This is a genomic window from Bradyrhizobium sp. SPXBL-02 (assembly GCF_051853065.1).
Classification (GTDB): Bacteria; Pseudomonadota; Alphaproteobacteria; order Rhizobiales; family Xanthobacteraceae; genus Bradyrhizobium.
Genome location: NZ_CP182474.1, coordinates 512,160 through 536,197 on the forward strand (window position 1 = coordinate 512,160; position 24,038 = coordinate 536,197).

Sequence of the window (24,038 nt, forward strand, 5' to 3'; positions counted from 1 at the left end):
GGACGCTCGTCCCGGTTCACGTCATGCTGCCGGGCATGAAGCAGCGGATCATCGGACGGCCGTTGACGTAATAAGGCCAGACCATGGTGCGCCCGGCGCGGTTGGGCTCGGTGATGACCGTGTCGTCGGGCACCTCGACCCAGTTGCCGAGGAGCCGTACCCGGTAATGTCCGTCCCGCGTCTCCCAGTCGACGTCGTCGAGCGCGGTGCCGTCGGCATCGGCACAACAGGGGCCGCCGCCCTTGCTCTTCAGGCTCTCGAACCAGCCCTTGAGGGGAGAGTTTGCGTAGCGCCCGTCGTCGCGGGCCTCCGCGGCGAGCCCGATCAGGGCCCCAACCGCGACGAGAGGGATCATTCTGAACGCCAAGATTCTGAACGCCAAGATCGCCATGTCACCTCGCTCGTTTCACGCACGCGCGCGCGACAGTGCGGGCGAAAAGCCGCCTGTGGTGCGCGTGATGCAATGTCGACTAGGGCCCGTCGGCCGGAGTTCCCGACCGTCTCAGCGAGGCGATAACCGCAAGGCGAAAGGTTTGATCCTAAATTTTCAAGGCAGGCGGTGAGGGGATGAGCGGCTGCGGACGTTTCCGATGAGGGAGCCGCCGCCCTAGGCCGCGACCGCCTGCGCCGCGAGCAGCTGCTTCAGCTTCGCGGCCGGCACCGCCGGGCTGAACAGCCAGCCCTGCATCTGGCTGCATCCGAGCTGGCGCAGCACCTCGGCTTGCGCTTCGGTCTCGACGCCTTCGGCCGTCGTCGCCATGTGGCGCGCGGCGGCCATGTGCACCACGGCCTGCACGATCGGCGAGGAATCTTCGGACTGACCGATGTCGCTGATGAAGCTGCGATCGATCTTGATCTTGTCGAACGGGAAGCGGTGCAGATAGCTCAGCGACGAATAGCCGGTGCCGAAATCGTCGAGCGCGATGCGCACGCCGAGCTCGCGCAATTGCTGCAGGATCGCCAGCGCCTCCGCGTCGTCGCGGATCAGCACCGTCTCGGTGATCTCGAGCTCGAGCCGCCCCGGCGCGAGCCCGGACTCCGCGAGCGCGGCGGCGACCTTGAGCGCCAGCGTGCGCGAGCGGAACTGGAGCGGCGACACGTTGACCGCGATGTGAATCGGGCCGGGCCACGAGGCGGCCTCAACGCAGGCCTGCTTCAGCACCCATTCGCCGATCTCGCCGATCAGGCCGGTGTCTTCTGCGACCGGGATGAACTCCGCCGGCGAAACCATGCCGCGCTCGGGATGGCGCCAGCGCAGCAACGCCTCGCAGCCGGTGACGACATTGGCGGTGAGGTCGACCAGCGGCTGGTAGTGCACCTCGAACTCTCCGCGCGCGAGCGCCTGGCGCAGGTCGAGCTCGAGCTGGCGGCGCTGCCGCGCCTTGGCGTCGTATTCGGGGGCGAACAGGCGGAAGGTGCGGCGGCCTTCCGACTTCGCCGCATACATCGCCAGATCGGCGCGCTTGAGCAGATCGTCGAGATTGTCGCCATGATCGGGCGCGATGGCGATGCCGATGCTGGCATCGGTCGGAATCTCCTGCCCCTTGCAGTCCACCGGCGCGCGCAACGCCTTGAGAATGGTTTCCGCCAGTGCCGTCAGCTCGGCCGGATCGGAGGTCGCGGCCTTGACGATGGCGAATTCGTCGCCGCCGAGCCGCGCGACCATGTCGTTGCCGCTGACGCAGGCGCGCAGGCGGCTCGCCACCTGGCGCAGCAATTCGTCGCCGACCTCGTGCCCGTGCGAATCGTTGACGCCCTTGAACTCGTCGACGTCGATATAGAGGATCGCGAACGGCTTGCCTTGCGCGAGCTCGGCGACGCGGCGCTCCAGATGCCCGCGCAGCAGCACGCGGTTGGGCAGATCGGTGAGCGCGTCGTAATGCGCCAGATGGGCGATGCGCTCGTCGGCGCGGATGCGCTCGGTGACGTCGTCATGGGTGGCGAGCCAGCCGCCGGCAGCGGCGGGCTGGTTCTTGATCTCGATCAGCCGGCCATCGGCGGTTTCGACGACGGCGCTCTGGGTGCGGCCGATATTGCTCAGGATGTCGTCGCAATAGGCTTCGACGTCGCCCTCGAACGAGCCGGTGTCCCGGCGGTGCCGGATCACGTCGCGGAAGTGGACGCCGGGCTTCACCAATGCGGCCGAGAGCCCGTACATCTCGATGTAGCGGCGGTTGCAGACGATCAGCCGCTCGTCCTGGTCGAACATCAACAGGCCCTGCGTCATCGTGTTCATCGCGGTGTCGAGCCGCTGCTTCTCGAGCGAGAGCCGGTGCGTCACCTGGCGGAAGATCAGAAACAGCGTGAGCACCAGGAGGCCGATCGACAGCACGGCAATGGTGACGAAGAATTTCGTCTGCGTGCGCCAGGTCGCCAGCGTCGCATCCAGCGATTTGGTCGCGACCACGACCAGCGGCTCGCCGGCGAGCAGGCGCGAGGCGACGATGCGGTCCTTGCCATCGATCGGGCTTGCGAGCTGGGTGGTGACGAAGGTGCGCGCGAACACCGCCATCTGCTCCGGCGTGCCGTTGCGGAAGTTCTGCCCGATCAGCGCCTCGACATGCGGAATGCGGGCGAGCAGCTGTCCGTTCTGGTGGTGCATCGCGATCGAGGAATCCTCGCCGAGCCCGGTCGAGGCGAAGAAGGATTCGAGCTGCTCGGGCGCGATCGCGCGGGTGACCAGCCCGAGGAACTCGCCGTGCGGTCCGGAGACGCGCCGCGCGAACACGATCGCCGGTCCGCTGCCGAACCGGCCGGGCACGACCTCCACGTCCTCCTGCGCGGCCGGATCGTCCTTGAGACGGTTGAAGTAGCCGCGGTCGGCGACCGAGATGTCGGCGACCGGCCATTGCCGCGACGAATTGATCAGCACGCCCCTGGAATCGAACAGATTGGCGCCGGCGACGTCGGACCAGCCGCTGGCTTTCGCGCGCAGCACCTCGTGCACGGCGAGCGTGCCCATCTCGCTGCGGAAGATTTCGGCGGACTCGATGCCGTGGCTCTCGAGCTCGGCGATGATGCTCTTCTGCAGCACCGCGAAGTCCTCGAACTGGCGGTCGAAATGCCGGGCGAGCATGCGGACGGCGTTTTCCAGGCTGTCGCGGCCGCTCTCGATGGCGTTTTGCCGGAAGCGGTCGACGGTGAGCGCGGTGCCGATCGCGGTCGCAAGCATCAGCACGAAGCCGCCGGCGATCAGCCACGTCAGCGGCGCCCCGCGCCAACGGCGGAGCAACGCGCGCGTTCGCGCGGTCCATCGGATCGATGCGCCCATCCCAGTCCTCCCGTGGGATGCAAGATGCTGCAAAACCGACAAGACCCCGTTACCATTGACGGTTAGGGAAAGATGAATCGGAACGAAATCAGAGGGTTGGTTCCATCGCGCGGGAGATTGCGGCGAGACCGCAGCACCCTCAGCGCTTGATTTCCCACCTCAAGGCTTCCGCATTGCCTTTGGCGAACATCGCCGGGACGTCGAACTTGCCGGTCTTGAGGTCATACCGGCATTTCCAATCCGCCAATCCCTTCGCCGCGACGTTCTTCGGATGCTTATCCATTTCGCCCGACAGCGAGATCAGGAGATAGCGGTCGTTGGGCCAGTCGACGCCGAGCCAGCGATATCCATCTTCGGTGCCCTTCATCAGATTGGCCGAGATGTGGTAGTCGAGCTTCATCTTGCGAGTGTCGGGCCGGCTGTGGAAATAGGCCCAGGCGAGATCGCTGAGCGATGTCTTCGTCGCGTTGACGAAGGCGCCATTCTCGACATGGTAGAGAAAGAGATCCTGCTCACCCGAGCCGGTCTTCTGCATGCGCACCAGCCATTGCGAGTCGGCCGTGAAACGGAAGCCGGCCGGATAGCCCTGCTCGGGCTTCAGCTCGCGCATCTCCTCGCCGCGCCGCGCCCAGACCTGCCACTTGATGTCGAAATCCTCGCCCTCCTTCATGTACTGCTCGAGCCTAGTGGCGCCGTCGGGCGAGGTGAAGGCGAGATCGGCATCGTCGGTGAGGATGTAACCGGGCGGCGGGCCGGAGGCGGCCAAAGCGGGTGAAGCGGCCAGCGTCAGCACCAGCGCCAGCGATCGCGCGGCACGGGAAAATACGGTCACGGCAAAAATTCCCTTGAAGAATGCCGCGAGGCGGCCTTGATACTTGGACACCCGCATGATCGCGCCGGTTCATCCCGCGCGCCTGGACGGAGGCATAATCCCATCGGCAGTCTTGCTGCGGCAGCCAAATCGGCGCACCTTGCCGGCCTCGGCTGATTTGCCACCCAAGGTCCTTTTCAAATGATCACCGCATCCAAGGCCTTCATCGCCTTCTGTCTGCTCGCGCTGGTCGGCACCGCGCTGGTGATCGGCCCGACCGAGCTGCGCCGCCTGTTGCCGGACGGGACCAAGGTCACCGTCGCTGCCAAGCCGGAGGCCAAGGCCGAGCCCAAGATCGAGGCCAAGGTCGAGCCCAAGCTTGAAGCCAAGGTGGAGTCCAAGCCGGACACGTCCAAGCCAGAGTCCAAGCCAGAGTCCAAGCCAGAATCCAAGCCTGGGCTCGAGCCGGAACAGCCGAAGCTCGCCGGCAGCGCGCCGCCTGCTCCCGAGCCGAAGGCGGGCCCGCTGGCCGAGACCCAGAAGCAGGTGGCCGCGCTCGGCGATCTCGTCCCGGTCAAGCCGCCGGCGCCGGCTGCGGACGCCGGTCCCCGTTTCGACGTCGCCCGCGTCGACGAGCACGGCGAGGCGGCGGTGATTGCCGGCCGCGCCACGCCGGGTGCGAGGGTCGAGCTGCTGCGCGACGGCAAGCCGCTCGATAGCGTGGTTGCGGACGCCTCGGGCCAGTTCGTGATGACCCCGCCGCAACTGCCCGCCGGCTCTTACGACCTGACGCTCCGGGCCAAGGCACCGGACGGCACTGTCACCGAATCCGGCCGGACCATGCCGGTGACCATCGCCGCGGCGGCGCCGCCGCCCGTGCGCACGCCCCCGGTCGCGAAGCAGGAGACCAAGCAGGCCGAGAAGCCCGACGACAAATCGGATGTCGTCGCCGCCCTGCCGTCGGCCTCGCCGCGCCTGGCCTCGGTGCCCGACAAGCAAGCGGCCCGGCCGAAACTGGGCGGCGCGCCGAAACCCAAGGCTTTCGCGCATGCGCCGGCAGGCACCGCGGTCGCATCGGCCTCGCCCGCGGAGGCGCTCACCGCCGCACCGGCCGAGGCCGGCGGCAGCCGGATCATCGCCCGCGGCGACAGCCTGTGGGCGCTCAGCCGGCTCGCTTACGGCGACGGCGCCCGCTACGGGGTGATCTTCAAGGCCAACCGCGACAAGATTCACAACCCCAACTTGATCTATCCCGGCCAGACCTTCGTGATGCCGCAAAAGGCGGAGTGACACTGCACCGGCATTGGCCGGCCAGCGTTGCGACGCATTGTCCTGTGTCCGTCTGGAACATTCGGTTCCCTCGCGCGTCATTGAGATGCGACGCATTGCGCACGCGGGAGCGAGGGACGTGATCAAGCCCGTGGTTAGGTCAGCGATCATGCCGGGACGCATGGGATTGGCGCTCGCCGGTGCGACCCTGCTGATTGCGGCCGTGCTGCTGCCTGGTAGGGCTGAGGCGCAGTTCGGCTTGCGCGGCGGTCCGCTCGGAGTTGCGCGTTTCGCCGTCGGCCACGTGATCGGCCTGTCGCGCCTGCGCCATTCCCGCATGGCGGTGCGCGGTGGCCGCTACCGCTCCGCTGCGCTGAGGTCGCAAGACCCGCGCGGGGCCGAGCGCGGCCAGCTATCGAACCCTTACGTGCTGCGTGCGGCCCTCACGGCGCAGGCTGCGCTGGCGGGATGGCAAGGCGGCCGCCGTCCGCAGGGTTGGTGGCGTCATCCCGACGGCAGCTACGGCTGGGTCGGCCCGGTGTTCTGGCCGTTCGCGCATGACGATCTCACCAATGCGATCATCTTCGGCGACACCACCAGCCTCTCGCTCTACGGCTACGGCGACATCTATGCCGCGCTGTTCACGCCCTATGCCGCCACCGAGCTGGCCGCCTACACCGTGCCGCAAGGCCGTCGCGCGCGACGAATTCCGGCCGCGGAAACGATATGCGAGGCCAGCGACACCGGCGGCCTGCCGGTCGAGCGCATCGCGAGCGCCGTTGCACCGAACGAAGCGCAGCGTACCGCGCTCGACGAGCTCTCATCCGCCTGGAATGCCGCGCGCGACACCATCCGCACCGCCTGCCCGGCGCAGGTCCCTGCGAGTGCGGCGGAGCGCCTCGGCCTGATGCGCGAGCGCATCGAGGCCATGATCAAGGCCGTCGACGCCATGGAGGCGCCGCTGTCGAAATTCGTCGGCCTGCTCAATGACGACCAGAAAGCCCGGCTCAACGCCCTCGCGCATGAACGGCGCGCCGCGCTGGCGTCCTACCAGTCCAAAAACGCTGACAGGACCGCGAGCAAGGACGCATCCAGGGACGCGCAGGCGGCCAAGGCCTGCCAGGCGGACTACGATCCTCTTGCTGACGAGAATGCGCAGCGCCAATACGAGCAGCTCGTCCAGCAGCAATGGCCCGCCGCCGACATCGCCGCCACGCTCCACCTCGACGAGGTCGCCCGCGCCCGCTTCGAGGTGCTGCAGGACACCACGCTCCGCACCATGCAGACGCTCAGCGCCTGCCCGACCGAGCCCGCCGCAACCCAGCAGGCCCGCCTCGCCGCCGTGAAGACGCGGCTGCAGGCGATGCTGCAAGCCGTCGGCGCAATCGCCGACGCGCTCGACGATTTCCAGGCGGACTTAAGCGACGAGCAAAAGGCCGGGTTCGAGGCGATCGGGCCGAAGCGGGGGGCGTGAGGGGACGCCAGCTTGGAATGCCATCATCCTATGATATGCAGATAGGGATGCACATCACGGAGAGTGCTGGTGCTGGTTTCCAAATGGGGCAACAGCCTGGCAGTGCGCCTGCCCAAAGCGCTAGTTGATGAACTCGGCCTCAAGGAGGGCGACGAAATCGATGTCGTGGCCGCCCGCAAAGGCACGATCGAAATCGAGACCAAGGAGCAGCGGCGTCGGCGCGCGATCGAGAACATGGAGGCGCGCAACTGGCCGGCCTTGCCCGCCGGCTACAAATTCGATCGGGACGAGGCGAACGAGGGGTGAGCGCGTTCTTTGACAGCGGTGATCTTGGGACCTTCAGCACAGCCGCAGCATCGGCGGGCTTGCGATCGTCAATCCGTTTCTCGGCGTGACTCCGTGAGCGCTCATATCATCGCCAAGTCCGGACTCCTCCGCGAATTCTGCGATCTCACCCACACGCCCAGTCGAACTTCATATCCCTAAAGTCCAGCTGCGCGTTGCCGCCGCCGAAATTGTAGCCGCCGAAATACTCCTCGAACTCGATGTAGAACGGGCTCATCTCCGGCACGGCCTGGCAGGGCCGCATGGTGCCGCCGAGATGGTTGGGGGCGTGATCCCTGGCCCAGTCGTGCAGGCGGAAATTGTCGCGGCCCGGCTTGCCGCCGACATAGTAATAGTAAGGCTGATAGCCGGTCGGCGGATTTTCGCGCACGTACTCGTCCTGCGGGCCCTTGCCGGCGTTGGGATCATCAGCGCGCGGCGACAGCGCGATCGCGCGCGTTTCGCCGAGATCGGCACGCGGCGGGGCCGCAAACATCTTCTTGGCGTAGGCCGGCGCGGCCTCGAAGAAGGCGCTGGCGCCGCCGACATCGAGCCAGCGCGGCCGCTCCACCGTTGCCAGCGCAAGCGGCGCCGGCGGCGCGGCGAATGCGCCGTCATATTCGGCCCGCGTCAGCAGCAGCGCGGCATAGGAATAGTCGAGAATGTCGGTCATGCGCGACAGGCGCGGATGCGATGGCCGTGCCAGCACCGCCTCGCGAATCTCGGGATCGTCGGGCGCGCCGCCGTCATTGTGATCGGGCGCCGTCGCGAAGAACGACAATGCGACGATGTCATCGCCATGCACCCGATAATCCTCCGGCAGCAACAGCGTGAAGCCATGCATCAAGGGATAACCGGTGACGGGATCGAGCGGCCATTGCTCGGATGCAATACCCGGCGGCAGCCCAAACACCCAGCCCTGATCGCGCGCGCGATCCGCGGGCCGGTCCAGCATCTGCAAGTCATAGGCACGCGAAGGCAGGGTAAGCGTCACCGGTCGTCTCCCAGAAACAACCTCGCCGTTGAGGCGATGGTTGGTCGCGGGGAGGAGGGAAGTGGTTCGTGGGAGGCGTCCGGGGATGCTGCCAATCTGCCGGTGTTTTCGACTGACGGGGCAAATCGCGTGGGCTCGCGCAGGGCCTGCCGTAAGTCATTGATTTCGCAGCCCCTGCCTACTGTGCATGGGGTTGTTTTCGCACTTTTTGGTTCGGCTACCCTCTCCGCCGCACCGCCGCGGCATCCACCACATTCTCCACCTCCTCGCGCCAGCTCAGGATCTCCATCGCCAGCACGGGGTGATTGAAGCCCTTGAGCTGGAGGTCGTCGAGGGCGCGGGCCTCGACCCAGGGCTCGACCATGCCGTAGACGCGGCGGCTGACCACGATCTGGTTCGGCTTGGCCTCGCTGCAGAGGCGGGAGGCGAGGTTGGTGACGCTGCCGATCGCGGCATATTCCAGCCGCTGCTCGAAGCCGACCTGGCCCAGCGTGGCATAGCCGAGCGCGACGCCGATGCCGAAGCCGAGGCTGTGACCGCGGTTGCGCCAGCGCTCGGTCAAGGGGCCGATGGTGTCGCGCATCTCCACCGCCATCTTCACCGCGCGCTTGGTGTGGTCCTCGAACTGGATCGGCGCGTTGAACAGGATCATCACGCCGTCGCCGGCATATTTGTCGAGCGTGCCCTCGTACTTGAAGATCAGCTGGCCGAGTGCGGCGTGATATTCGCGCAGCACGTTCATCGCCTCTTCCGGCTCGGTCGCTTCCGTGAACGCGGTGAAGCCGCGCAGGTCGCAGAACACGACCGTGACCTCGCGGCGCTGGCTTGTCAGCAGCCCCTCGGGGCTGTCGGAGGAGGCGATCAGCTGCGCCACCTGCGGCGCCAGGAAACGCTCGAGCTTGCGGATGCGCTCGATCTCGCCGAGCTGGGTCCTGACGCGCTCCTCCAGCGACTTGTTCCAGTCCTTGAGCTGCTCGGTCTGCTCGCGGAGCTTGTCGGCCTGGGCGCGCACCGTCGTGTTCGCCGCTTCCAGCGCGTGGCTCTTGTGGTCGACCTCGGTGAACAGGCGCGCATTGCGCATCGCCAGCACGGCCTGGTTGGCGAAGGTGCGCATCAGGCCGATGATGCTGGGCGCGAACGCGCCGGCGGCACGGCGCAGCACCACGAGCGAGCCCAGCGTGCCCTGCTGGTCGATCAGCGGCACCACCAATACCGAGTTGAAGCCCGCCGCGAGCGCGACCTCGCGCAGCGGCTGCTCGGCGGCATCGCCGAGTTCGGCCAGCGCGATCGGCTCGCCGCTGTCGGCGGCATCGCTCAGGATGTTGCCGCCTTGCGCGATGGTGACATGCGCGCCGTCGGCGGATGTGTCGATGCCGTTGGCTTCGACCAGGTTGAAGCGGCGCGCCTCGGCGTCGAAGCCGTAGATCAGCACCGCATCGGCATGGGTGATCTCGATCGCGCGGGCGGCGATGGTCGCGAGCACCGCGTTGAGATCGAGCGAGGAGGCCACCGCGCGGCCGACCTCCTCGAGCACCTTCAGCTCGTGGATCGATTGCGCGAGATCGCGGGTGCGCTCCTCGACCTTGGTCTCCAGATTCGAATAGGTCTCCTGGATCTGGTCGGCCATGCGATTGAACTGCCCGGCGAGGTCTTCCAGCTCGTCGGAGGTGTGCACGTCGATGCGGTGGCTGAAATCGCCGGCGCCGAGCAGTTGCGCGCCGTCGCGCAACGCCGTGATCGGGATGATCATGCGGCGGGCGAGCAGCGTGCCGGCGAGGATCGCGACCATCAGGCCCATGCCGATCAGCAGCGCGATGCGCACCAGCTGGTCGCGGATCGGCATCAGGGCCTGCGTGGTCGGCTGCTCGAACAGCACGCTCCAGCCGAGCTTCGGCACGAGGCTCGCGGCGCTCATCACCGCATGGCCGTTGAAGTCGGTGCCCGACGTGTCGGCTTCGTGACCGGGCGCAATCGCGGCCGCCACCTGCGGCAGCTTGGAGAGGTCCGCGCCGATCTCGGGCCCCTTCGATGACGTCGCCAGCACCCGGCCGCGCGGATCGACGACATAGGCGAAGGCGGCCTTGCCGACCTGGGCGTCGGACAGGAAGTCGGAGAGGAAGCTGAGGTCGATCTCGGCCACGGTGACGCCGGCATTGAAGCCGGAATGCGCCACCGAGATCGACATCAACGGCGTCCGGTCGGCGAACCAGGCCGGCGCGTAGGTGACGCCGCGGGCGACGGCCTCGGTGAAGCGCATGTCGCGGGAGAGGTCGGCGTTGCCGCCGGTCGTGGTCGATTGCCGGGAGACGCGCAGCACCTCGCGGCCGTCGCCGTTGAGCTGGAACAGCTGGTTGACGACCGAGACCTGGTGCAGCAGCGAGGCGTAGTCGGCGCGGCGCTTCTCCAGCGTGTCCTGGCTCGCCCGCGTCACCCAGCTGATCTGGCGGTCGAGCTCGGAAATCGCCTGCTCGATGCGCCGGGCGGCGCCTTGCGCCTTGTCCTCCAGCCCGTCGGTCAGCTGGGTCCGTGTGGCGCGATAGGAGATCCAGGTCTCCATCGCGCCGTTGACTGCGAGGACGAACACGACGAGGCCGACGAGGGAGACGACGTATTTGGCGAACAGGCCCTCGCGCAGAGATCGTGTCTTGTCGTTCGCTCCTGCCATCCCGATCCTCTCGCGCGGCCACTGACGCTGCGCGCTACGGGCCGTACAGGCCCTTCCAAGCCGTTCTACCACAATTTGGACCGAAGGGCCGTCACGCAGCCGGCGGACCGGCCGGTGTGGTTACCCCCAGTTGGACTCCTGGGCAGGTGGACCGGCGGCGATTGTCGCAGCCCGATCCGTTCGAACGAGGGAGCTTATCGATTGAAGAGCTGCCGCAGCACGTCGTTCATTGGCTGACTGTCCTGCTGCGCGACCGGCGGGTCCTCCAGGGCGGGAGCCGTAGGGGAGGCCTGCGGCGCCGGCGTGGAGGGCGTTGCCGGCAGGCTGCGGCTGCGGCTGGTGCCAGTGCCGCTTCCCGCGCCGCTGGAGAGTCCCTGCTGAATCAGATTGCCGATCGCCTCCCCGAGCGGGCCGCCGAGCAGATTGTTCTGCCCCGGTTGCTGACCTTGCGGATTGGCATTGCCGGTTGCATTGCCGCCGCCCGGCGCGGCGGTGCCACCAAGACCGAGGCTGCCGAGGATGTTGCCGAGCCCGGCGCCGTCGGGGCCGAACAGGCCCTTGCCCATCTCGCGCAGCTTGGCATAGGCGGCGTCCGGATTGTCCAGCATGCCGGCCATGTCAGGGTAGATCCGCGGTTGCGACCAGGAGCCCTGGATCATCACGGGAATGCCGAAGCCGACCGGCTCGTTGGCGCGGCCCTGGCCTTCGGTCGTCATCACGAGCTTCGGCTCGACGCGAAAGCCCATCATCTCGGTGTCGAGGGCGATGGTGCCGGCGCCGGTGACGCGCACCAGCGGCCCGATCAGGTTGAGGTCGGTCGTCACGGCCTGGCCCTTGTCGATGCGGAAGGAGGCCGAGAGCTGCGACAGATCCGTGCTCTGCTCCTGGTTGCTGTTCTGGCTGCTGTTCTGGTTGTCTTGCCAGCCGGACAGCGTGCCCGTCGTCAGCGAGCGGATCATCTGCGCGACATTGATGCCGCGGATGGCGCCGTCCTGGAAATTGACGAAGGCCGTTCCCTGCATGTTTGCCATCAGCGCGCGCTGGCTGTTGCCGGCGCTGCGCAAGGCGAGCTTGGCCTGCAGCTTGCCGTCGATGCGGTCGAACTCGGCAAGGCTCTGGAGCAGCGGCAGCGCGCGCACGCCGACGAGGTCGGAATGCATGGCAAAGCTCGGCGCGCCGGTGGTCGCGTCCAGGATCACCTCGCCCGAGACCTGGCCGCCATAGGCGCCGAGATTGGCCGTGCCGGCCTTCAGCACGCCGCCCGCGAGCTTGGCATCGAGCGCCAGCGGCGCAATGCGCGCATCGCCGATCACGGCCTCGCTCGCGGAGATCCGCACCTGCGCATCGACGTAATTGAGCCCGGACACGTCGATCGGCGCATTGCTCCAGGGCTGCCCGGACGCGCCCTCCGGCGATTTCGCCAGTGGCATGGTCAGCCGCTGGAAGTCGAGGTCGACCTTGACCAGCGGCTTGCTTGCGATGTCGACCGAAGCCCAGCCGTTGAAGGCGCCGTCGCCGAGCCTGCCGTTCACGCCGTTGATCATCACGACATTGCCGTTGAGCCGCATCTCGGCGTGACCGGTGAGCTGGGATTTCAGCACGCTGGGCATGTCGATGGCGAAATCCACCGGCACCGAGGAGGCCGGTGTGGCCGCCTTGATGTCGAACTTGGTCGGATGCTCGCCGACGCGCGCAGTGCCGGTGATATTGACCTTGCGGTCGCGGTCCATGACGGCGTCGGCGTTGATTGCGCTGATGCGGCTCTCGACACGGTCGCGCAGGCGCGAGAATGCGACTTCGCCGTCGGTGATCCTGATGCGCTCGATGGTGGCGCCGCTGGTGTCGAGCGCGAGCGGCTTCGAAGGCGCGGTTGCATTCGGCAGGCGTTCGCGGAGCAGCGGCTGGTAGAGCACGGGATGGGTGACGACGAACTCGCTGATCTCAGGCTTGCCTGACCATATGCTGGCGAGCGACATGTCGGCCTGTACGCGGTCGATTGTGAGGCGCGTGATGCCGCTGCGGTCCTTAGGGTCGGCCAGCGTGAGGTCGTTCAGCGTGACGTTCAGCGTCGGCCACAGGCTGATCTTGGTGGTGCCGTCGATCGACAGGCGATAGCCGGTCGCACTCTCGAGGCGCGAGGCGATCGTCGAGGTCAGGAAGCCCGAGGGGATCCCGACCACGAGCAGAAGTGCGATCACGACCATGACGGCGGCCAAAGCCCCGCCGACGAATTTCAATGCTCTCATGTCGACTTTCCAAGCGACGGACAATCCGCGTCGAACCGGCAGATCACCCGTCCTTTGCGCCCAGAGTTTATCCCCGGACGGGAAGCGGCTCCAAGCGCGTAAAAATAGTCGGGGGGTGCTGCAAAGTTATGTGACTTATGACACACTTCTCCGGCGCGGTTTTACGCGATCCTGAAGTCGATGGTTTCAAGCGATTTGCCGAGAACGATGACCAGGACGTTCACAAGGACATTGAAATGAGCAAGCAGGCCGAATTTGCGGTCATCCTGAAGATGAACCCGATGTTCGCCGATCTCGGCGCGGACGAGCTCCAGCGGCTGTCCAATCTCTGCCACACCCAGCATTTGGCCAGCGGCGAGGTGCTGTTCCAGAAGGGCGATCCCGGGAACGCGCTGTTCGGCGTGCGCCGCGGCCAGGTCCGCATCGAAACCGGCGCCTCCGACGGCAGCCGGCTGACGCTGAACTTCATGGGGCCGGGCGACCTGTTCGGCGAGGTCGCGGTGCTGGACGGCCAGAACCGCACGGCGGACGCGACCGCGGGCGAAGCCAGCGAATTGTTCGTGCTGCGGCGCGAAGACTTCCTCGGCTTCCTCGAGCGCGAGCCCAAGGTCGCGATCAAGATCATCGCGCTGCTGTGCCAGCGCATTCGATGGCAGAGCGAGCGCATGGAAGAATCCATGCTACAGCCGCTGCCGGTGCGGCTGGCGCGGCGGCTGTGCGCGCTCGCGGCCGATTTCGGCTCCGAGGTCCACATCTCGCAGGAGCAGCTCGGCGTCTTCGTCGGCGCCGCCCGCGAAAGCGTCAACCGCCAGCTCCAGGCCTGGCGCAAGGACGCGATCCTCGATCTCCAGCGCGGCCGGATCCTGCTTCGGAACATGACCAAGCTGACCGCGATCGCGCGGAACGAGTAGGGCTTACGAGCACGCTTCGTAAGCCTACTCCGCCGCTGGACGCGCGACGCTCTTCGGTGCCGATGCCGCGTGGGCCGGTGTTGGCTCCTGATGAGAGGCAACCTCCGCGTCCTCGCTGTGCACGATCAGCCGCTTGGCGAAGCGCCAGATCAGGGCGCCGAAATCGTCCATCACCATGAACATCGCGGGCACGAACACCAGCGACAGGATGGTCGAGAAGATCAGGCCGCCGATCACCGCAAGCGCCATCGGCGAGCGGAACTCGCCGCCGGCGCCGACGGCGAGCGCGCTCGGCATCATGCCCGCGGCCATCGCGATCGTGGTCATCACGATCGGGCGGGCGCGCTTCATGCCGGCGTCGATCATGGCCTCTTCGCGCGGCTTGCCGGCGTGGATCGATTCGATCGCGAATTCCACCAGCATGATCGCGTTCTTGGTGACGATGCCCATCAGCATCAGGATGCCGATCCAAACCGGCGTGGTGAGCTGCTTGCCGGTGACGAGCAGGGCCGCGATCGCGCCGCCGATCGAGAGCGGCAGCGAGAACAGGATGGTGATAGGCTGCAGGAAGGTGCCGAACAGCAGCACCAGCACCGCGTAGACCATCATCAGCCCCGCCGTGATGGCGGTCGCAAAACCCTCCGACAATTCGTTCAGGCTTTCGGCATCGCCCGAGGGCGAGACCTTCACGCCCTTCGGCAGGGTCTTCATGACAGGCAGCTCGTAGATCTTCTTGGTGGCGTCGCCGAGCGCGGCGGAGCCGACGAGGTCGGCGGCAACGGTCGCCTGCCGTTCACGATCGTAGCGGCCGATGCTGGTCGGACCCTGGTCGAGCTTGACGTCGGCGATGACCGAGAGCGGCACGCCGCCCTTCTCGCCGCGCTCGCCGAGCGGCACGCGGAGCTGCTCCAGCGTCTTCAGATTGCCGCGGGCGGCATCCTCGAGCTGCACGCGGATCGGCACCAGGCGGTCGCCGACGTCGAACTTGGCGAGCGCCGGTCCGACGTCGCCGATGGTGGCGACACGGATGGTCTGCGACAGGCTTTCGGTGGAGACGCCGAGCCGTGCGGCGAGATCGGCGCGCGGCTCGATGCGCAGCTCGGGGCGCTCCAGCGAGGTCTCGGAGATGACGTTGGCGATGGTGGGAATGCGCTTCATCTGCGTCGCAAGCTCGCTCGCGACGTTGTTGACGATGTTGGGATCGACGCCGGTCACCACCAGCGAGATCGCGCGCAGGCCGTTCTCGTCCAGGAACCAGAAGCGGATATCGGGAACGTTCTCCAACTCCTGGCTGATCGAGAATTCGAGCTCGCGCTGGGTGATGTCGCGGCTGTCCTTGGGCGTGTAATTGATGATCAGGGCGGCGCGCCGGACTTCCTGGGTGCCCGGCGGAACGCGCCCGCCATCGACGAAGATGCTCTTGACCTCGGGCCGCTTGCGCAGGCGCGCGACGATGTCCTCGGTGACCTTCTCGGTGTAGGCGAGCTGGGTGCCCGGCGGCAGCTCGAGCGCAAGCAGGGATCGCGCGCTGTCCTGGGCCGGCAGGAAGCCCTGCGGCAGCAGCGTGATGCTCCAGATCGAGGCCGCGAAGATGCCGAGGCCGATCAGCACCGTGATGAAATAGTGCCGCACCGACCAGGCGACGATGCCATGATAGGACCGCAGGATGCGGCCGGGCGGTGGCTCCTCATGCGTACTGTGCTTGAGGAAATAGGCGGCCAGCACCGGCGTGACGAAGCGCGCGGCGAGCAGCGAGAAGAACACCTGCACCGAGACGGTGATGCCGAACTGCTTGAAGAACTGTCCGGCAATGCCCGACATGAAGCTCGCCGGTGCGAAGATGGCGATGATGGTCAGGGAGATCGCGATGACGGCGAGGCCGATCTCGTCGGCGGCCTCGAGCGCGGCCCGGTAGGGCGACTTGCCCATGTTCATGTGCCGGACGATGTTCTCGATCTCGACGATGGCGTCGTCGACGAGAATGCCCGTCGAGAGCGTGATGGCGAGGAAGCTGACGAGATTCAGCGAGAAGCCGAGCAGGTCCATCGCCCAGAACGCCGGGAAGATCGACAGCGGCAGCGAGATCGCGGCGATGATGGTGGCGCGCAGGTCGCGCAGGAACAGCAGCACGATGATGACGGCGAGGATCGCGCCTTCGAACAAGGTCGAGATCGCCGCGTGGTAATTGCCCTTGGTGTATTCCACCGAGGTGTCGATCAGCTTCAGGTCGACCTCGGGATAGGCGGCTTTCAGCGCGTCGATGCGCTTCTGCACGGCCTCGGCGACCTTGACGTCGCTGGCGCCCTTGGAGCGCTTGATGCCGAGCGCGACCACCGGCTCGCCGTTGAAGCGGGCGAAGGTGCGGCGGTCGGCGATGGTGTCGGTGACGGTGCCGAGATCGTCGAGCCGGACCTCGCCGCCGCCGAACAGCGGGATCATGGTGCCGGCGAGATCGCCCAGCGTCTTGGCGCCGGCGAGCGTGCGGATCGCCTGGTCGTTCTTGCCGATCTCGGCGCGGCCGCCGGCGACGTCGACATTGGTGCCGCGCAGGCTCTGGCTGACATTGACCGCGGTCAGGCCCATCGCCTGCAGGCGATCGGGATCCAGCGAGACCAGGATCTCGCGCTCGACACCGCCGATGCGCTCGACCTGGGCGACGCCGCGCACGCCTTGCAGCGCGCGCTTGACCACGTCGTCGACGAAATAGGAGAGCTGCTCCGGCGTCTTGCCGGGCGAGATCGCGGCATAGGTCACGATCGGCAGGCCGATGACGTCGACGCGCTGGATCAGCGGCTCGGTGACGTTCTGCGGCAGGTTGGAGCGCACGCGCGTCACCGCGTCCTTGACGTCGTTGAGCGCGCGGTCGGTGTTGGTCTCGAGCGCGAATTGGATCGTGGTGACCGACAGGCCGTCGGTGATCGAGGAGGTGATGTGCCTGACGCCCTCGACGCCGGAGACGGCGTCTTCAACCGTCTTGGTGACCTGGGATTCGAGCTCGGCCGGCGCTGCGCCGAACTGCGACACCGCGACCGAGATCACGGGAATGTCGGCCGAGGGCAGCCTTGTGATCGCGAGCTTGGTGAAGGACACCCAGCCCAGCACCAGCAGGATGATCGAGAAGACGACCGACGGCAGCGGATGACGGATCGACCATGCCGAGATATTGAGAGCCATCAGCGTACCCGCGTGCGATCGAGTTCATCGGCGAACATGGTCTTGATCTGGTCGCCGTCATGGAGCGAAGAGCCGGCGTCGGCCACGACGATTTCGCCGACCTCGAGCCCTTCCAGGATTTCCGTCGCGCTGTCGGACGACAATCCGACCCGCACCTTGCGTGTCTCGACGATGTTGCCTTTGACGACCTGCACCGTGAGGTGATCGATGGCGGTCTTGGGGATCGAGACGCCGCAGCTTCGCTTGGCGTCGATCGAGGCGCGCGCGAACACGCCGACCTTGAGCGACGGATTGTTGGTGACGCTGATGCGGACCCGGCCGAGCTGCGTGGTGCGGTCGATCTCGGGGGCAACCAGCCGGACCCGCCCGATCAGATCCGGTGCGTCGTCGCGGCTGATGCGCACGGTGGCGCCGGAGGTGAGCTTGGACATGTGTACCGCCGGGACCTGGGCGTCGAGCTCGATCTCGTTGTTGACGGCGATGCGGAACATCGGACCGGCCTGCGGGGAGGCCGGCGCGCCGACGATGGTGCGGACCTCGGTGACGAGGCCGGGTGCGGGCGCCTTCAGCGAGATCGGGCCTTGTGGGCCGGGCCGCTGCGGCTGGCCCGGAATCTGCGGCGGCGCAGTCAGGCGCGCCAGCTCCTGGTTGTCGGCGACGATCGTGCCCTCGGTGACCAGGAGGTCGGTGACCCTGGAGCCTTCCTGGTCGGCCACGACCACCGCCTCGCGGCGCGGCACGAAGAAGCCGGTCACCCGCACCAGATCGGAGAAGCAGGCATTGGTCGACTTCGTCACGATGACGAGCGCCTCGCTTTGCGTCTCCTTCGGCTCGGGACGCTTGCGATGCTCGAACAGATAATAGCCGATGCCGAGCACGACGACGAACGCCACGGTTCCGGCCGGCTTGAGATATTCAGTCAAATTCATCGCCGGATCATCCTGACCTGGCTCACGGCCATCCGCGCGCGGTCCAAACGGAGCGTTTCCCTGAAATGAAGCGGCGTCCCGCAAGGCTGCGGGACGCGCTTTGGAAGCGAGACCTTACACCACATCACGACTTGTCACTGCAAAGGATACGTCGTGCTCACTTCGATGCGGTGGTCTTGTTTTCCATGTTGACGACCTGCACGCGGCGGTTGACCTCCGCCAGCGGCTGGTTCGCGTCCTTGAGCTTGCTCTTGCCGTAGCCGACGGTGACGAGGTCGGTGGCGGAGATGCTGTACTTCTCGACCAGATAGCGCTTGATCGCGTCCGCGCGACGCTCCGAGAGATCCTGGTTGTAGGCTTCGCCGCCGGCGGCGTCGGTGTGGCCCGCGACCACGAAGGTCGAGCCCTTCAGGTCGGTGCTGGTCAACGCGCGGCCGAGCGCCTGCACTGAGGGCATCGACTTGGCGCTGATATTGGCGGAGTTGTAGTCGAACGTGATCTCGAGATCGATGTTCGGCTTGTCCTTGGCGACGGAGGCGATTTCCTCGCGCTCGGTCGACGACAGCGAGCGCGTCGAGCGGCCGCGCACGGATTGCAGCAGCTTGGTCTCCGCGGCGTTCGGCGCGGATTCGGTCTGCGGACCGATAGAGAGGCCGCGGGTCAGGGGCTTCTTCGGCGCCGGCGCCAGCGCGCGGACGATCTCGTCCTCGGTGACGTTCTTGCTGTTGCCGTCATCGCCCGCAAAGGCGGCCGAGGTCGGCAGCGACAGCGCGACGCCGACGGTGATGATGGACAGAATCGCGGTAAGCCCTTTTGCAGCCGATCTCATAGCCAGTCCCTCCTGCGCAGCCAGCTCGCGTGATCTCAAATTCAAGCAACCCACCCCCGAAAAGGCCTGTTGCGGCATCCGCCCATTGGTCTTCCCAGGGCTGTTCAAGGTTCGAGCCTTGGGCGGGGCCCAACTCAAAAAAATACTAACGCACTCCGTAGCTTGCGAACTCCTGAACGATGTTCGGGTCCATCGCCTTGGCATTGGCGATGTCCAGCGCCCCTTCCTGGGCCGAGCCGTTGCGTTGCTTGGCAAGGCCCCGTCCGTAGAGCGAGGAGGTCAGGCGCGGGTTGATCTTCAGGGCCGCGTCGAAATCGGCGATCGCATTCTTCACTGCGCCCGACTTGAGGTTGACGAGGCCGCGGCTGTCCAGTGCATCGACGAAGTTCGGCCGCAGCCGCAGCGCCTCGTTGCAATCCTTCAGCGCGCCCTGGAGATCGCCGACCACGGTGCGGGTCCAGCAGCGGTTGTTCAGCGCCTCGACGTCCTTCGAATTGATCCGGAGGGTCTCGTCGAAATCCTTGATGGCGAGGCTGTAGGCGCCCTTGCTGGCATAGACCTGGCCGCGCCGGTACAGCGCGTTCACGTCGTCAGGATTGGCGGCAATCTTGGCGGTCAGGCTCTTGATCGTGGGATCGTCGGCCAGCGCGGCGGCACTGGGCCCGCCGTCCGTGCTCGGCGCGGGAGCGGGATCAGCCGGCTTCACCGGCGGTGGCGGCGGGGGCAGGGCGGCCTCGATCTGCGGCCTCGGCGTGGGAGCAGGCGCGGGCGCCGGTGCAGGCGCCGCAACTGGAGCCGCAGGCGCCGGAGCCGCGGGAGCGGGGGCCGCAGCGCTCTCGGCCGGCTTCGGCGGCGGCGGCGGCGCGGGAGGGGCGGGTGGCGGAGTGTTGGCGACGACGGCCGGCGCGGCGGGAGGCGCGGGCGGCGGCGGCGTTGCCGGACGCGAACCGCCGGCGCCCGGAATGAACGAAAAATCTTCGGCCAATGACGAGGAAATCCACGGCACCTGCTCGCCGCGCGAGGCGCGGGTGACGCCCATCTTGGTGCGGTTCAGCGTCTCCTCGGCCATCAGGTCGGGGACGCGGATTTCCTTCAGCAGCTCCTGGACGAACAGGCTGCGGTCGCCGCCGGCGTCCGAGACCACCGAGGCCAGCGCCGCCGAGTACATCACCAGCGTGCCGTTGGGTGCGATCACCGGGGTCAGGCCGGCCGAGAAGCTGCGGAACCGGCGCTCGAACGGGTTGCGCCTGGACGCGTCGATCAGCGCGATCTTGACGCCGGCGCCGCGGGTGTTGAGCTCGCCGAGGACGGTCTCGAGGCTGAAGCCGTCGCGGCGCACGTCGGACTCGGTCCAGATCTGCGCATCCACCGGCAGCAGATAGCTCTGGCGCGCGGACTGGATGCCGAAACCCGAGAAGAACACCAGCGCGACCGAGCCCGGCTTGATCTTGCCGTAGAGCTTGTCGAAGGCGCGGCGCATGGCGTCGCCGGTCAGGTTCTCGCCGAGCTCGACCGAAAAGCCGTCGCGCTTGAGCTCGTCGGCGACGGCGCGCGCATCGTTGATCGGTTCCTTCAGCGGGGCATCCGCGTCCGGATATTTGGCGTTGCCAATGACAAGCGCGAAACGGTCACCGGCCGCAAGCGAGGGGGCAGTCGGGACGAGCGAGATGAGCAAGGACAGGAGAACAAAGAAGCGAATTTTCATAATCAGCGCGGTCCAGCCAAAAAGGCGCCGTTCCAGCTTGCGCCGCGGCGACCTTAACTTACGCTTACCCCATTATCAAACCGGGGACGGGGGGCGTCAACCACTTGGAGATTCGACCTTAATCCGATGATTGACCGCAACGGACGGGCGTGCCGCGAGCGAAAATAGACGGGTTGTCATGACAGTCCTCGGTACCTCGATGCGATCGGCGGACGTTAAGGCAACCATGGCGATGAAGACGTGATCAGTCTCACATTGCAGCCCCGCCTTCGTTGCAACGCCCCGCGTTTGACCTTTCCTGCCGGCGATGGCTTGGTGGGCGCGATCGCTCCAGAAGATCCAACGCGAAAAAAGCAAGACCCATGGGAAACGTCTAATGGGAAACGTCTACGAGATCTACGCCCTGCGCTATGCGACGATGTCGCCGCGCACCCCCCACATGAACTTCCTCGCGCCCGACCCGCATGACAGCGCGGCGCAGGACCTCGATTATTTCGTCTGGCTGATTCGGGGCCACGGCCGCGACATCCTGGTCGATACCGGCTTCAACGCCGAAGAGGCGAGCGCGCGGGCGCGCAAGCTCACGCTCAATCCGGTCGATGCGCTGGAGCGTTTCGGCGTCGCGGCGTCAGCCATTCGTGACGTCATCGTGACGCATCTGCATTACGACCACGCCGGTAATCTCGACCGCTTTCCCAATGCGCGCTTCCATCTGCAGGAGCGCGAGATGGCCTACGCGACCGGGCGCTGCATGTGCAACGGCCTGCTGCGCCACCCGTTCTCGGTCGAGCATGTCACGCTGATGGTGCGCCACGTCTATGGCGAGCGCGTCACCTTCTATTCCGGCGACGGCGAGGTCGCTCCCGGCGTGACCGTGCACCGCGTCGGCGGCCATTCCGACGGCTTGCAGGTGGTGAGGGTCGACACCGCGCGCGGCCCCGTGGTGCTCGCCTCCGATGCCGCGCATTACTACGCCAATCTGCAGCGCAGGAGCCCGTTCCCGATCGTCTACAATGTCGGCGACATGGCGCAAGGCTGGGAAACGATCGAGCGCCTCGCCGGCCATCCCGATCGCTACATCCCCGGTCATGATCCGATCGTGACCGAGATCTACCCGCGCGCCAGCGACAAGGTCGACGTCTGGGCGCTGCATCTGCCGCCGACGCGGTCGTTTGCGAGGTGACGGCGAAGCCGTCATTCCGGGGCGCGCGGAGCGCGAACCCGGAATCCGGAGGTTGTAGCGCGAGATTCCGGGTTCACCGCTTTGCGGCGCCCCGGAAGCCAAATTGGGCTAATACGCCTGCTTCGCATCCGCCTCTTCGCTGTTCTGGATCAGGGTCGAGGCTCGCTTCGATCTTGCCGGGCAGCGCCGCGAGCGCTCTTGTGGCTCGGTCCGGCGGGCCTTATGTCCGCTACGCTCCCGAATGCAGCGCGAAAAGAACATCGTCGGAGGTCTGAGTCGGGCCAATTCCGGAAGTAGCATCTTATTCGATCACTTCGTCCGCGCGAGCGAGCAGCAATGGCGAAACGGTGAGGCCAAGTGTCTTGGCGGTCTTCAGATTGATCACCAGTTCGTAGCGTGTCGGCTGCAGGACGGGCATTTCGGCCGGATTTGAGCCTTTCAGGATTTGTCCGACGTAATCGCCTGCTTGTCTGTACATCCAACTGATGCTCGGACCATAGCTCAGAAGGCCACCCGCAGCAGCGATCTGTTGCACAAAGCCTATGGCCAGCACGTTGTGCCGTAGTGCGAAGGAAGCAATCTGCTCGCGCCGATCCAGCAGGATCGGATCACTCGCGGTAATCAATGCTTCGGCCTTCGCCCTCAGCAACTGTTCGAGCGCGGCTTCCATTTCGCTCGCGTTTCTCGCATTGAACGTGATGGTCTGCAGGCTCAGCTTCCTCGCCCCTGCTTCGGCATCAGCTTCTTCGATTTCGGCGTTTGGGTTCGTGGGGTTCATCAGCAGTGCGATGCGGGAAATATCCGGGGCAATTTCATGGAGCAATTCAACTCGCTTTGCGCCGAGTACGTTCGGATTGAAAAGGATTCCAGTGACGTGCCTGCCGGGGCGGTTTATGCTTTCGACGAGTCCATGGCGGACTGGGTCTCCGCCGATAGTAAACACCACTGGCACGGTGTTGCTCGCAAGCTGCGCCGCCCGAGCAGAGGCGACATCTCCTGTGGCAGCAATCGCGGCGACGCCCATAGCGACAAGTTCAGCCGCAAGGCGGGGTAACACGCTGTAGTCACCCCGAGCCCAGCGTTCCTCGATACGGACGTTGCGCCCCGCAACAAAGCCAGCTTTTGCCAGACCTTCTTGAAAAGAGTCGGCATTGAAGCGATAGGTCTCGGGCGATGCGCTATTCAGGAAGCCAACCAATGGCATCTGGCGCTGCGCCATCGCGGCAAATGGCAACCCTACCGCTGCACCGCCGACGATGCTGATGAATTCACGTCGTTTCATCTGCGCTTCCTCCGGCGATGAATTCCCGACGTCGCATGTGCCGCTCCCTGCAAGAGACCACACCTACGGAAGGCGACCTTAGCACTTTCTTGAAGGAAGGAGAGTGGAAGGACTGCTTTGGGTCAAAAGCGCGCGGTTTGAGTCTCAGCCGGCGACTTCCGGTCTGCCCCTTGCTTCGGACACGTTCAGCCTCTGAGATCGGGGGGTGTGGTGTCAACGAGCGCCGGCAGGATTCCTACAAGCAACAATATCGCGGGGAGATTTTCGAGCCGCTGCCTCCGGCGGAGAGAATACCGCCAAATATCCTCCGTCACCTGCTAGCTTATATGTGGCGACCTCGCGATAACCGACGGCGGTCACTTCGCAGCGCAAGAGCTCAATTGGCGTGCCATGCTTCGACGTCGGAAGCTCGAGATCGACAATTCCGACCCGCGCACCCTGCTTCAAGGCGGGTGCGAGGTTGTAGAGGAAGGCATAGGGTTGGGCTATCTCGTGATACATGTGAACGAGGATTGCGGCATCCAGCGAGGAAGCGGGCAGACGCGGGTCGTGGGGTTCGCCGAGCGCGAATTGCACGTTCGTCAACTTCAGAAGTTCTGTTCGCCTGGCGAGTTCGATGAGGTAATCCCGCGTGACGTCCTGGGCAACGACAGAGCCAGCGGGTCCGACGAGGTGCGAGAGCCGGACCGTGTGGTAGCCACTGCCTGCTCCAATGTCGCCGACTGTCATGCCTGGTTTCAGTTCAAGAACACGCGCGATTTGGCCGGCCTCATTGAGGGCGTCGCGGCGCTCTTCGGCGGCGCGGCGTGGGCTGACGATCCGTGCAACAGGGCGCCGCGGTGAGGGAAACTCGTTTGCCGCGACTCCGGGGGGAGCCAGATAACCTATGTCAGCGGCGTATGCGCGAGTTGCGATAAGCGCCACAAGTAGCGTCGCTATATACGTCGCTGCCGTCGCGGTCCTACCAAGCT

17 protein-coding genes are annotated in these 24,038 nt (G+C 66.1%); 5 read left to right on the top strand and 12 right to left on the bottom strand.

Annotated elements, in window-relative coordinates; genetic code table 11:
- Window positions 1-16 precede the first annotated feature (16 nt).
- The 3 genes from ACNJYD_RS02415 to ACNJYD_RS02425 all read right to left on the bottom strand — a co-directional run bounded on the left by ACNJYD_RS02415 (window position 17) and on the right by ACNJYD_RS02425 (window position 4,103).
- Window positions 17-355 carry a hypothetical protein gene (locus tag ACNJYD_RS02415; protein WP_172789308.1) on the bottom strand — a complete coding sequence of 113 codons (339 nt, stop codon included), beginning with the start codon at window positions 353-355 and terminating at the stop codon, window positions 17-19.
- Window positions 356-607: 252 nt separating this feature from the next.
- The gene (locus ACNJYD_RS02420) at window positions 608-3,271 is read right to left on the bottom strand and encodes a bifunctional diguanylate cyclase/phosphodiesterase (protein WP_439365217.1); all 2,664 of its coding nucleotides are present in this window, start codon (window positions 3,269-3,271) and stop codon (window positions 608-610) included.
- A 139-nt stretch (window positions 3,272-3,410) separates the two neighbouring features.
- Entirely contained in the window at window positions 3,411-4,103 is a 693-nt protein-coding gene (locus ACNJYD_RS02425) for a hypothetical protein (RefSeq protein ID WP_439367568.1), read from the bottom strand.
- A gap of 180 nt (window positions 4,104-4,283) precedes the next feature.
- Between ACNJYD_RS02425 and ACNJYD_RS02430 the strand changes: the two genes are divergently transcribed.
- The 3 genes from ACNJYD_RS02430 to ACNJYD_RS02440 all read left to right on the top strand — a co-directional run bounded on the left by ACNJYD_RS02430 (window position 4,284) and on the right by ACNJYD_RS02440 (window position 7,131).
- Window positions 4,284-5,372 carry a LysM peptidoglycan-binding domain-containing protein gene (locus tag ACNJYD_RS02430; RefSeq protein ID WP_439365218.1) on the top strand — a complete coding sequence of 363 codons (1,089 nt, stop codon included), beginning with the start codon at window positions 4,284-4,286 and terminating at the stop codon, window positions 5,370-5,372.
- Between the two features lie 148 nt (window positions 5,373-5,520).
- On the top strand, window positions 5,521-6,825 hold the full coding sequence (locus ACNJYD_RS02435) for a Spy/CpxP family protein refolding chaperone (protein ID WP_439365219.1): 1,305 nt from the start codon (window positions 5,521-5,523) through the stop codon (window positions 6,823-6,825).
- 69 nt (window positions 6,826-6,894) lie between these two features.
- Complete coding sequence (locus ACNJYD_RS02440; protein ID WP_439365220.1) at window positions 6,895-7,131, top strand: AbrB/MazE/SpoVT family DNA-binding domain-containing protein; 237 nt, start codon at window positions 6,895-6,897, stop codon at window positions 7,129-7,131.
- A 145-nt stretch (window positions 7,132-7,276) separates the two neighbouring features.
- Here the strand turns inward: ACNJYD_RS02440 and ACNJYD_RS02445 are convergent, their stop codons facing one another.
- The 3 genes from ACNJYD_RS02445 to ACNJYD_RS02455 all read right to left on the bottom strand — a co-directional run bounded on the left by ACNJYD_RS02445 (window position 7,277) and on the right by ACNJYD_RS02455 (window position 13,054).
- The gene (locus tag ACNJYD_RS02445) at window positions 7,277-8,143 is read right to left on the bottom strand and encodes a hypothetical protein (RefSeq protein ID WP_439365221.1); all 867 of its coding nucleotides are present in this window, start codon (window positions 8,141-8,143) and stop codon (window positions 7,277-7,279) included.
- A 217-nt stretch (window positions 8,144-8,360) separates the two neighbouring features.
- Window positions 8,361-10,808, bottom strand: a complete 2,448-nt coding sequence (locus tag ACNJYD_RS02450; protein ID WP_439365222.1) for an adenylate/guanylate cyclase domain-containing protein — start codon at window positions 10,806-10,808, stop codon at window positions 8,361-8,363.
- A gap of 194 nt (window positions 10,809-11,002) precedes the next feature.
- On the bottom strand, window positions 11,003-13,054 hold the full coding sequence (locus tag ACNJYD_RS02455) for an AsmA family protein (protein ID WP_439365223.1): 2,052 nt from the start codon (window positions 13,052-13,054) through the stop codon (window positions 11,003-11,005).
- A 236-nt stretch (window positions 13,055-13,290) separates the two neighbouring features.
- Here ACNJYD_RS02455 and ACNJYD_RS02460 point away from each other — a divergent pair, with 236 nt between their 5' ends.
- Window positions 13,291-13,965 (top strand): Crp/Fnr family transcriptional regulator, encoded by a 675-nt coding sequence (locus ACNJYD_RS02460; RefSeq protein ID WP_172789300.1) that lies wholly within the window; start codon window positions 13,291-13,293, stop codon window positions 13,963-13,965.
- 24 nt (window positions 13,966-13,989) lie between these two features.
- On the opposite strand, the gene ACNJYD_RS02465 is transcribed toward ACNJYD_RS02460, so the two are convergent.
- The 4 genes from ACNJYD_RS02465 to ACNJYD_RS02480 all read right to left on the bottom strand — a co-directional run bounded on the left by ACNJYD_RS02465 (window position 13,990) and on the right by ACNJYD_RS02480 (window position 20,602).
- A complete protein-coding gene (locus ACNJYD_RS02465) occupies window positions 13,990-17,139 on the bottom strand; it encodes an efflux RND transporter permease subunit (RefSeq protein WP_439365224.1) in 3,150 nt (1,049 codons plus the stop codon).
- Entirely contained in the window at window positions 17,139-18,068 is a 930-nt protein-coding gene (locus ACNJYD_RS02470; RefSeq protein ID WP_172789298.1) for an efflux RND transporter periplasmic adaptor subunit, read from the bottom strand. The genes ACNJYD_RS02465 and ACNJYD_RS02470 overlap by 1 nt, the downstream gene beginning before the upstream one ends.
- 157 nt (window positions 18,069-18,225) lie before the next feature.
- A complete protein-coding gene (locus ACNJYD_RS02475) occupies window positions 18,226-18,897 on the bottom strand; it encodes an OmpA family protein (RefSeq protein WP_439365225.1) in 672 nt (223 codons plus the stop codon).
- Window positions 18,898-19,042: 145 nt separating this feature from the next.
- Window positions 19,043-20,602: a caspase family protein gene (locus ACNJYD_RS02480; protein ID WP_439365226.1), complete on the bottom strand. Its 1,560-nt coding sequence runs from the start codon at window positions 20,600-20,602 to the stop codon at window positions 19,043-19,045.
- A 376-nt stretch (window positions 20,603-20,978) separates the two neighbouring features.
- On the opposite strand from ACNJYD_RS02480, the gene ACNJYD_RS02485 reads away from it, so the two are divergent.
- Window positions 20,979-21,785: an N-acyl homoserine lactonase family protein gene (locus ACNJYD_RS02485; protein WP_212258983.1), complete on the top strand. Its 807-nt coding sequence runs from the start codon at window positions 20,979-20,981 to the stop codon at window positions 21,783-21,785.
- A 301-nt stretch (window positions 21,786-22,086) separates the two neighbouring features.
- Here ACNJYD_RS02485 and ACNJYD_RS02490 read toward each other — a convergent pair whose 3' ends face one another.
- Together ACNJYD_RS02490 and ACNJYD_RS02495 are read right to left on the bottom strand one after the other, a co-directional pair.
- On the bottom strand, window positions 22,087-23,067 hold the full coding sequence (locus ACNJYD_RS02490) for an ABC transporter substrate-binding protein (RefSeq protein WP_439365227.1): 981 nt from the start codon (window positions 23,065-23,067) through the stop codon (window positions 22,087-22,089).
- 213 nt (window positions 23,068-23,280) lie between these two features.
- Window positions 23,281-23,991 carry a class I SAM-dependent methyltransferase gene (locus ACNJYD_RS02495; RefSeq protein ID WP_439365228.1) on the bottom strand — a complete coding sequence of 237 codons (711 nt, stop codon included), beginning with the start codon at window positions 23,989-23,991 and terminating at the stop codon, window positions 23,281-23,283.
- Window positions 23,992-24,038: the final 47 nt, after the last annotated feature.

Coding starts and splice junctions, on each gene's coding strand:
- ACNJYD_RS02455 (WP_439365223.1), bottom strand. CDS start 13,054: ATGAGAGCATTGAAATTCGTCGGCGGGGCTTTGGCCGCCGTCATGGTC.
- ACNJYD_RS02475 (WP_439365225.1), bottom strand. CDS start 18,897: ATGAGATCGGCTGCAAAAGGGCTTACCGCGATTCTGTCCATCATCACC.
- ACNJYD_RS02470 (WP_172789298.1), bottom strand. CDS start 18,068: ATGAATTTGACTGAATATCTCAAGCCGGCCGGAACCGTGGCGTTCGTC.
- ACNJYD_RS02490 (WP_439365227.1), bottom strand. CDS start 23,067: ATGAAACGACGTGAATTCATCAGCATCGTCGGCGGTGCAGCGGTAGGG.
- ACNJYD_RS02480 (WP_439365226.1), bottom strand. CDS start 20,602: ATGAAAATTCGCTTCTTTGTTCTCCTGTCCTTGCTCATCTCGCTCGTC.
- ACNJYD_RS02420 (WP_439365217.1), bottom strand. CDS start 3,271: ATGGGCGCATCGATCCGATGGACCGCGCGAACGCGCGCGTTGCTCCGC.
- ACNJYD_RS02450 (WP_439365222.1), bottom strand. CDS start 10,808: ATGGCAGGAGCGAACGACAAGACACGATCTCTGCGCGAGGGCCTGTTC.
- ACNJYD_RS02415 (WP_172789308.1), bottom strand. CDS start 355: ATGATCCCTCTCGTCGCGGTTGGGGCCCTGATCGGGCTCGCCGCGGAG.
- ACNJYD_RS02485 (WP_212258983.1), top strand. CDS start 20,979: ATGGGAAACGTCTACGAGATCTACGCCCTGCGCTATGCGACGATGTCG.
- ACNJYD_RS02435 (WP_439365219.1), top strand. CDS start 5,521: ATGCCGGGACGCATGGGATTGGCGCTCGCCGGTGCGACCCTGCTGATT.
- ACNJYD_RS02465 (WP_439365224.1), bottom strand. CDS start 17,139: ATGGCTCTCAATATCTCGGCATGGTCGATCCGTCATCCGCTGCCGTCG.
- ACNJYD_RS02430 (WP_439365218.1), top strand. CDS start 4,284: ATGATCACCGCATCCAAGGCCTTCATCGCCTTCTGTCTGCTCGCGCTG.
- ACNJYD_RS02460 (WP_172789300.1), top strand. CDS start 13,291: ATGAGCAAGCAGGCCGAATTTGCGGTCATCCTGAAGATGAACCCGATG.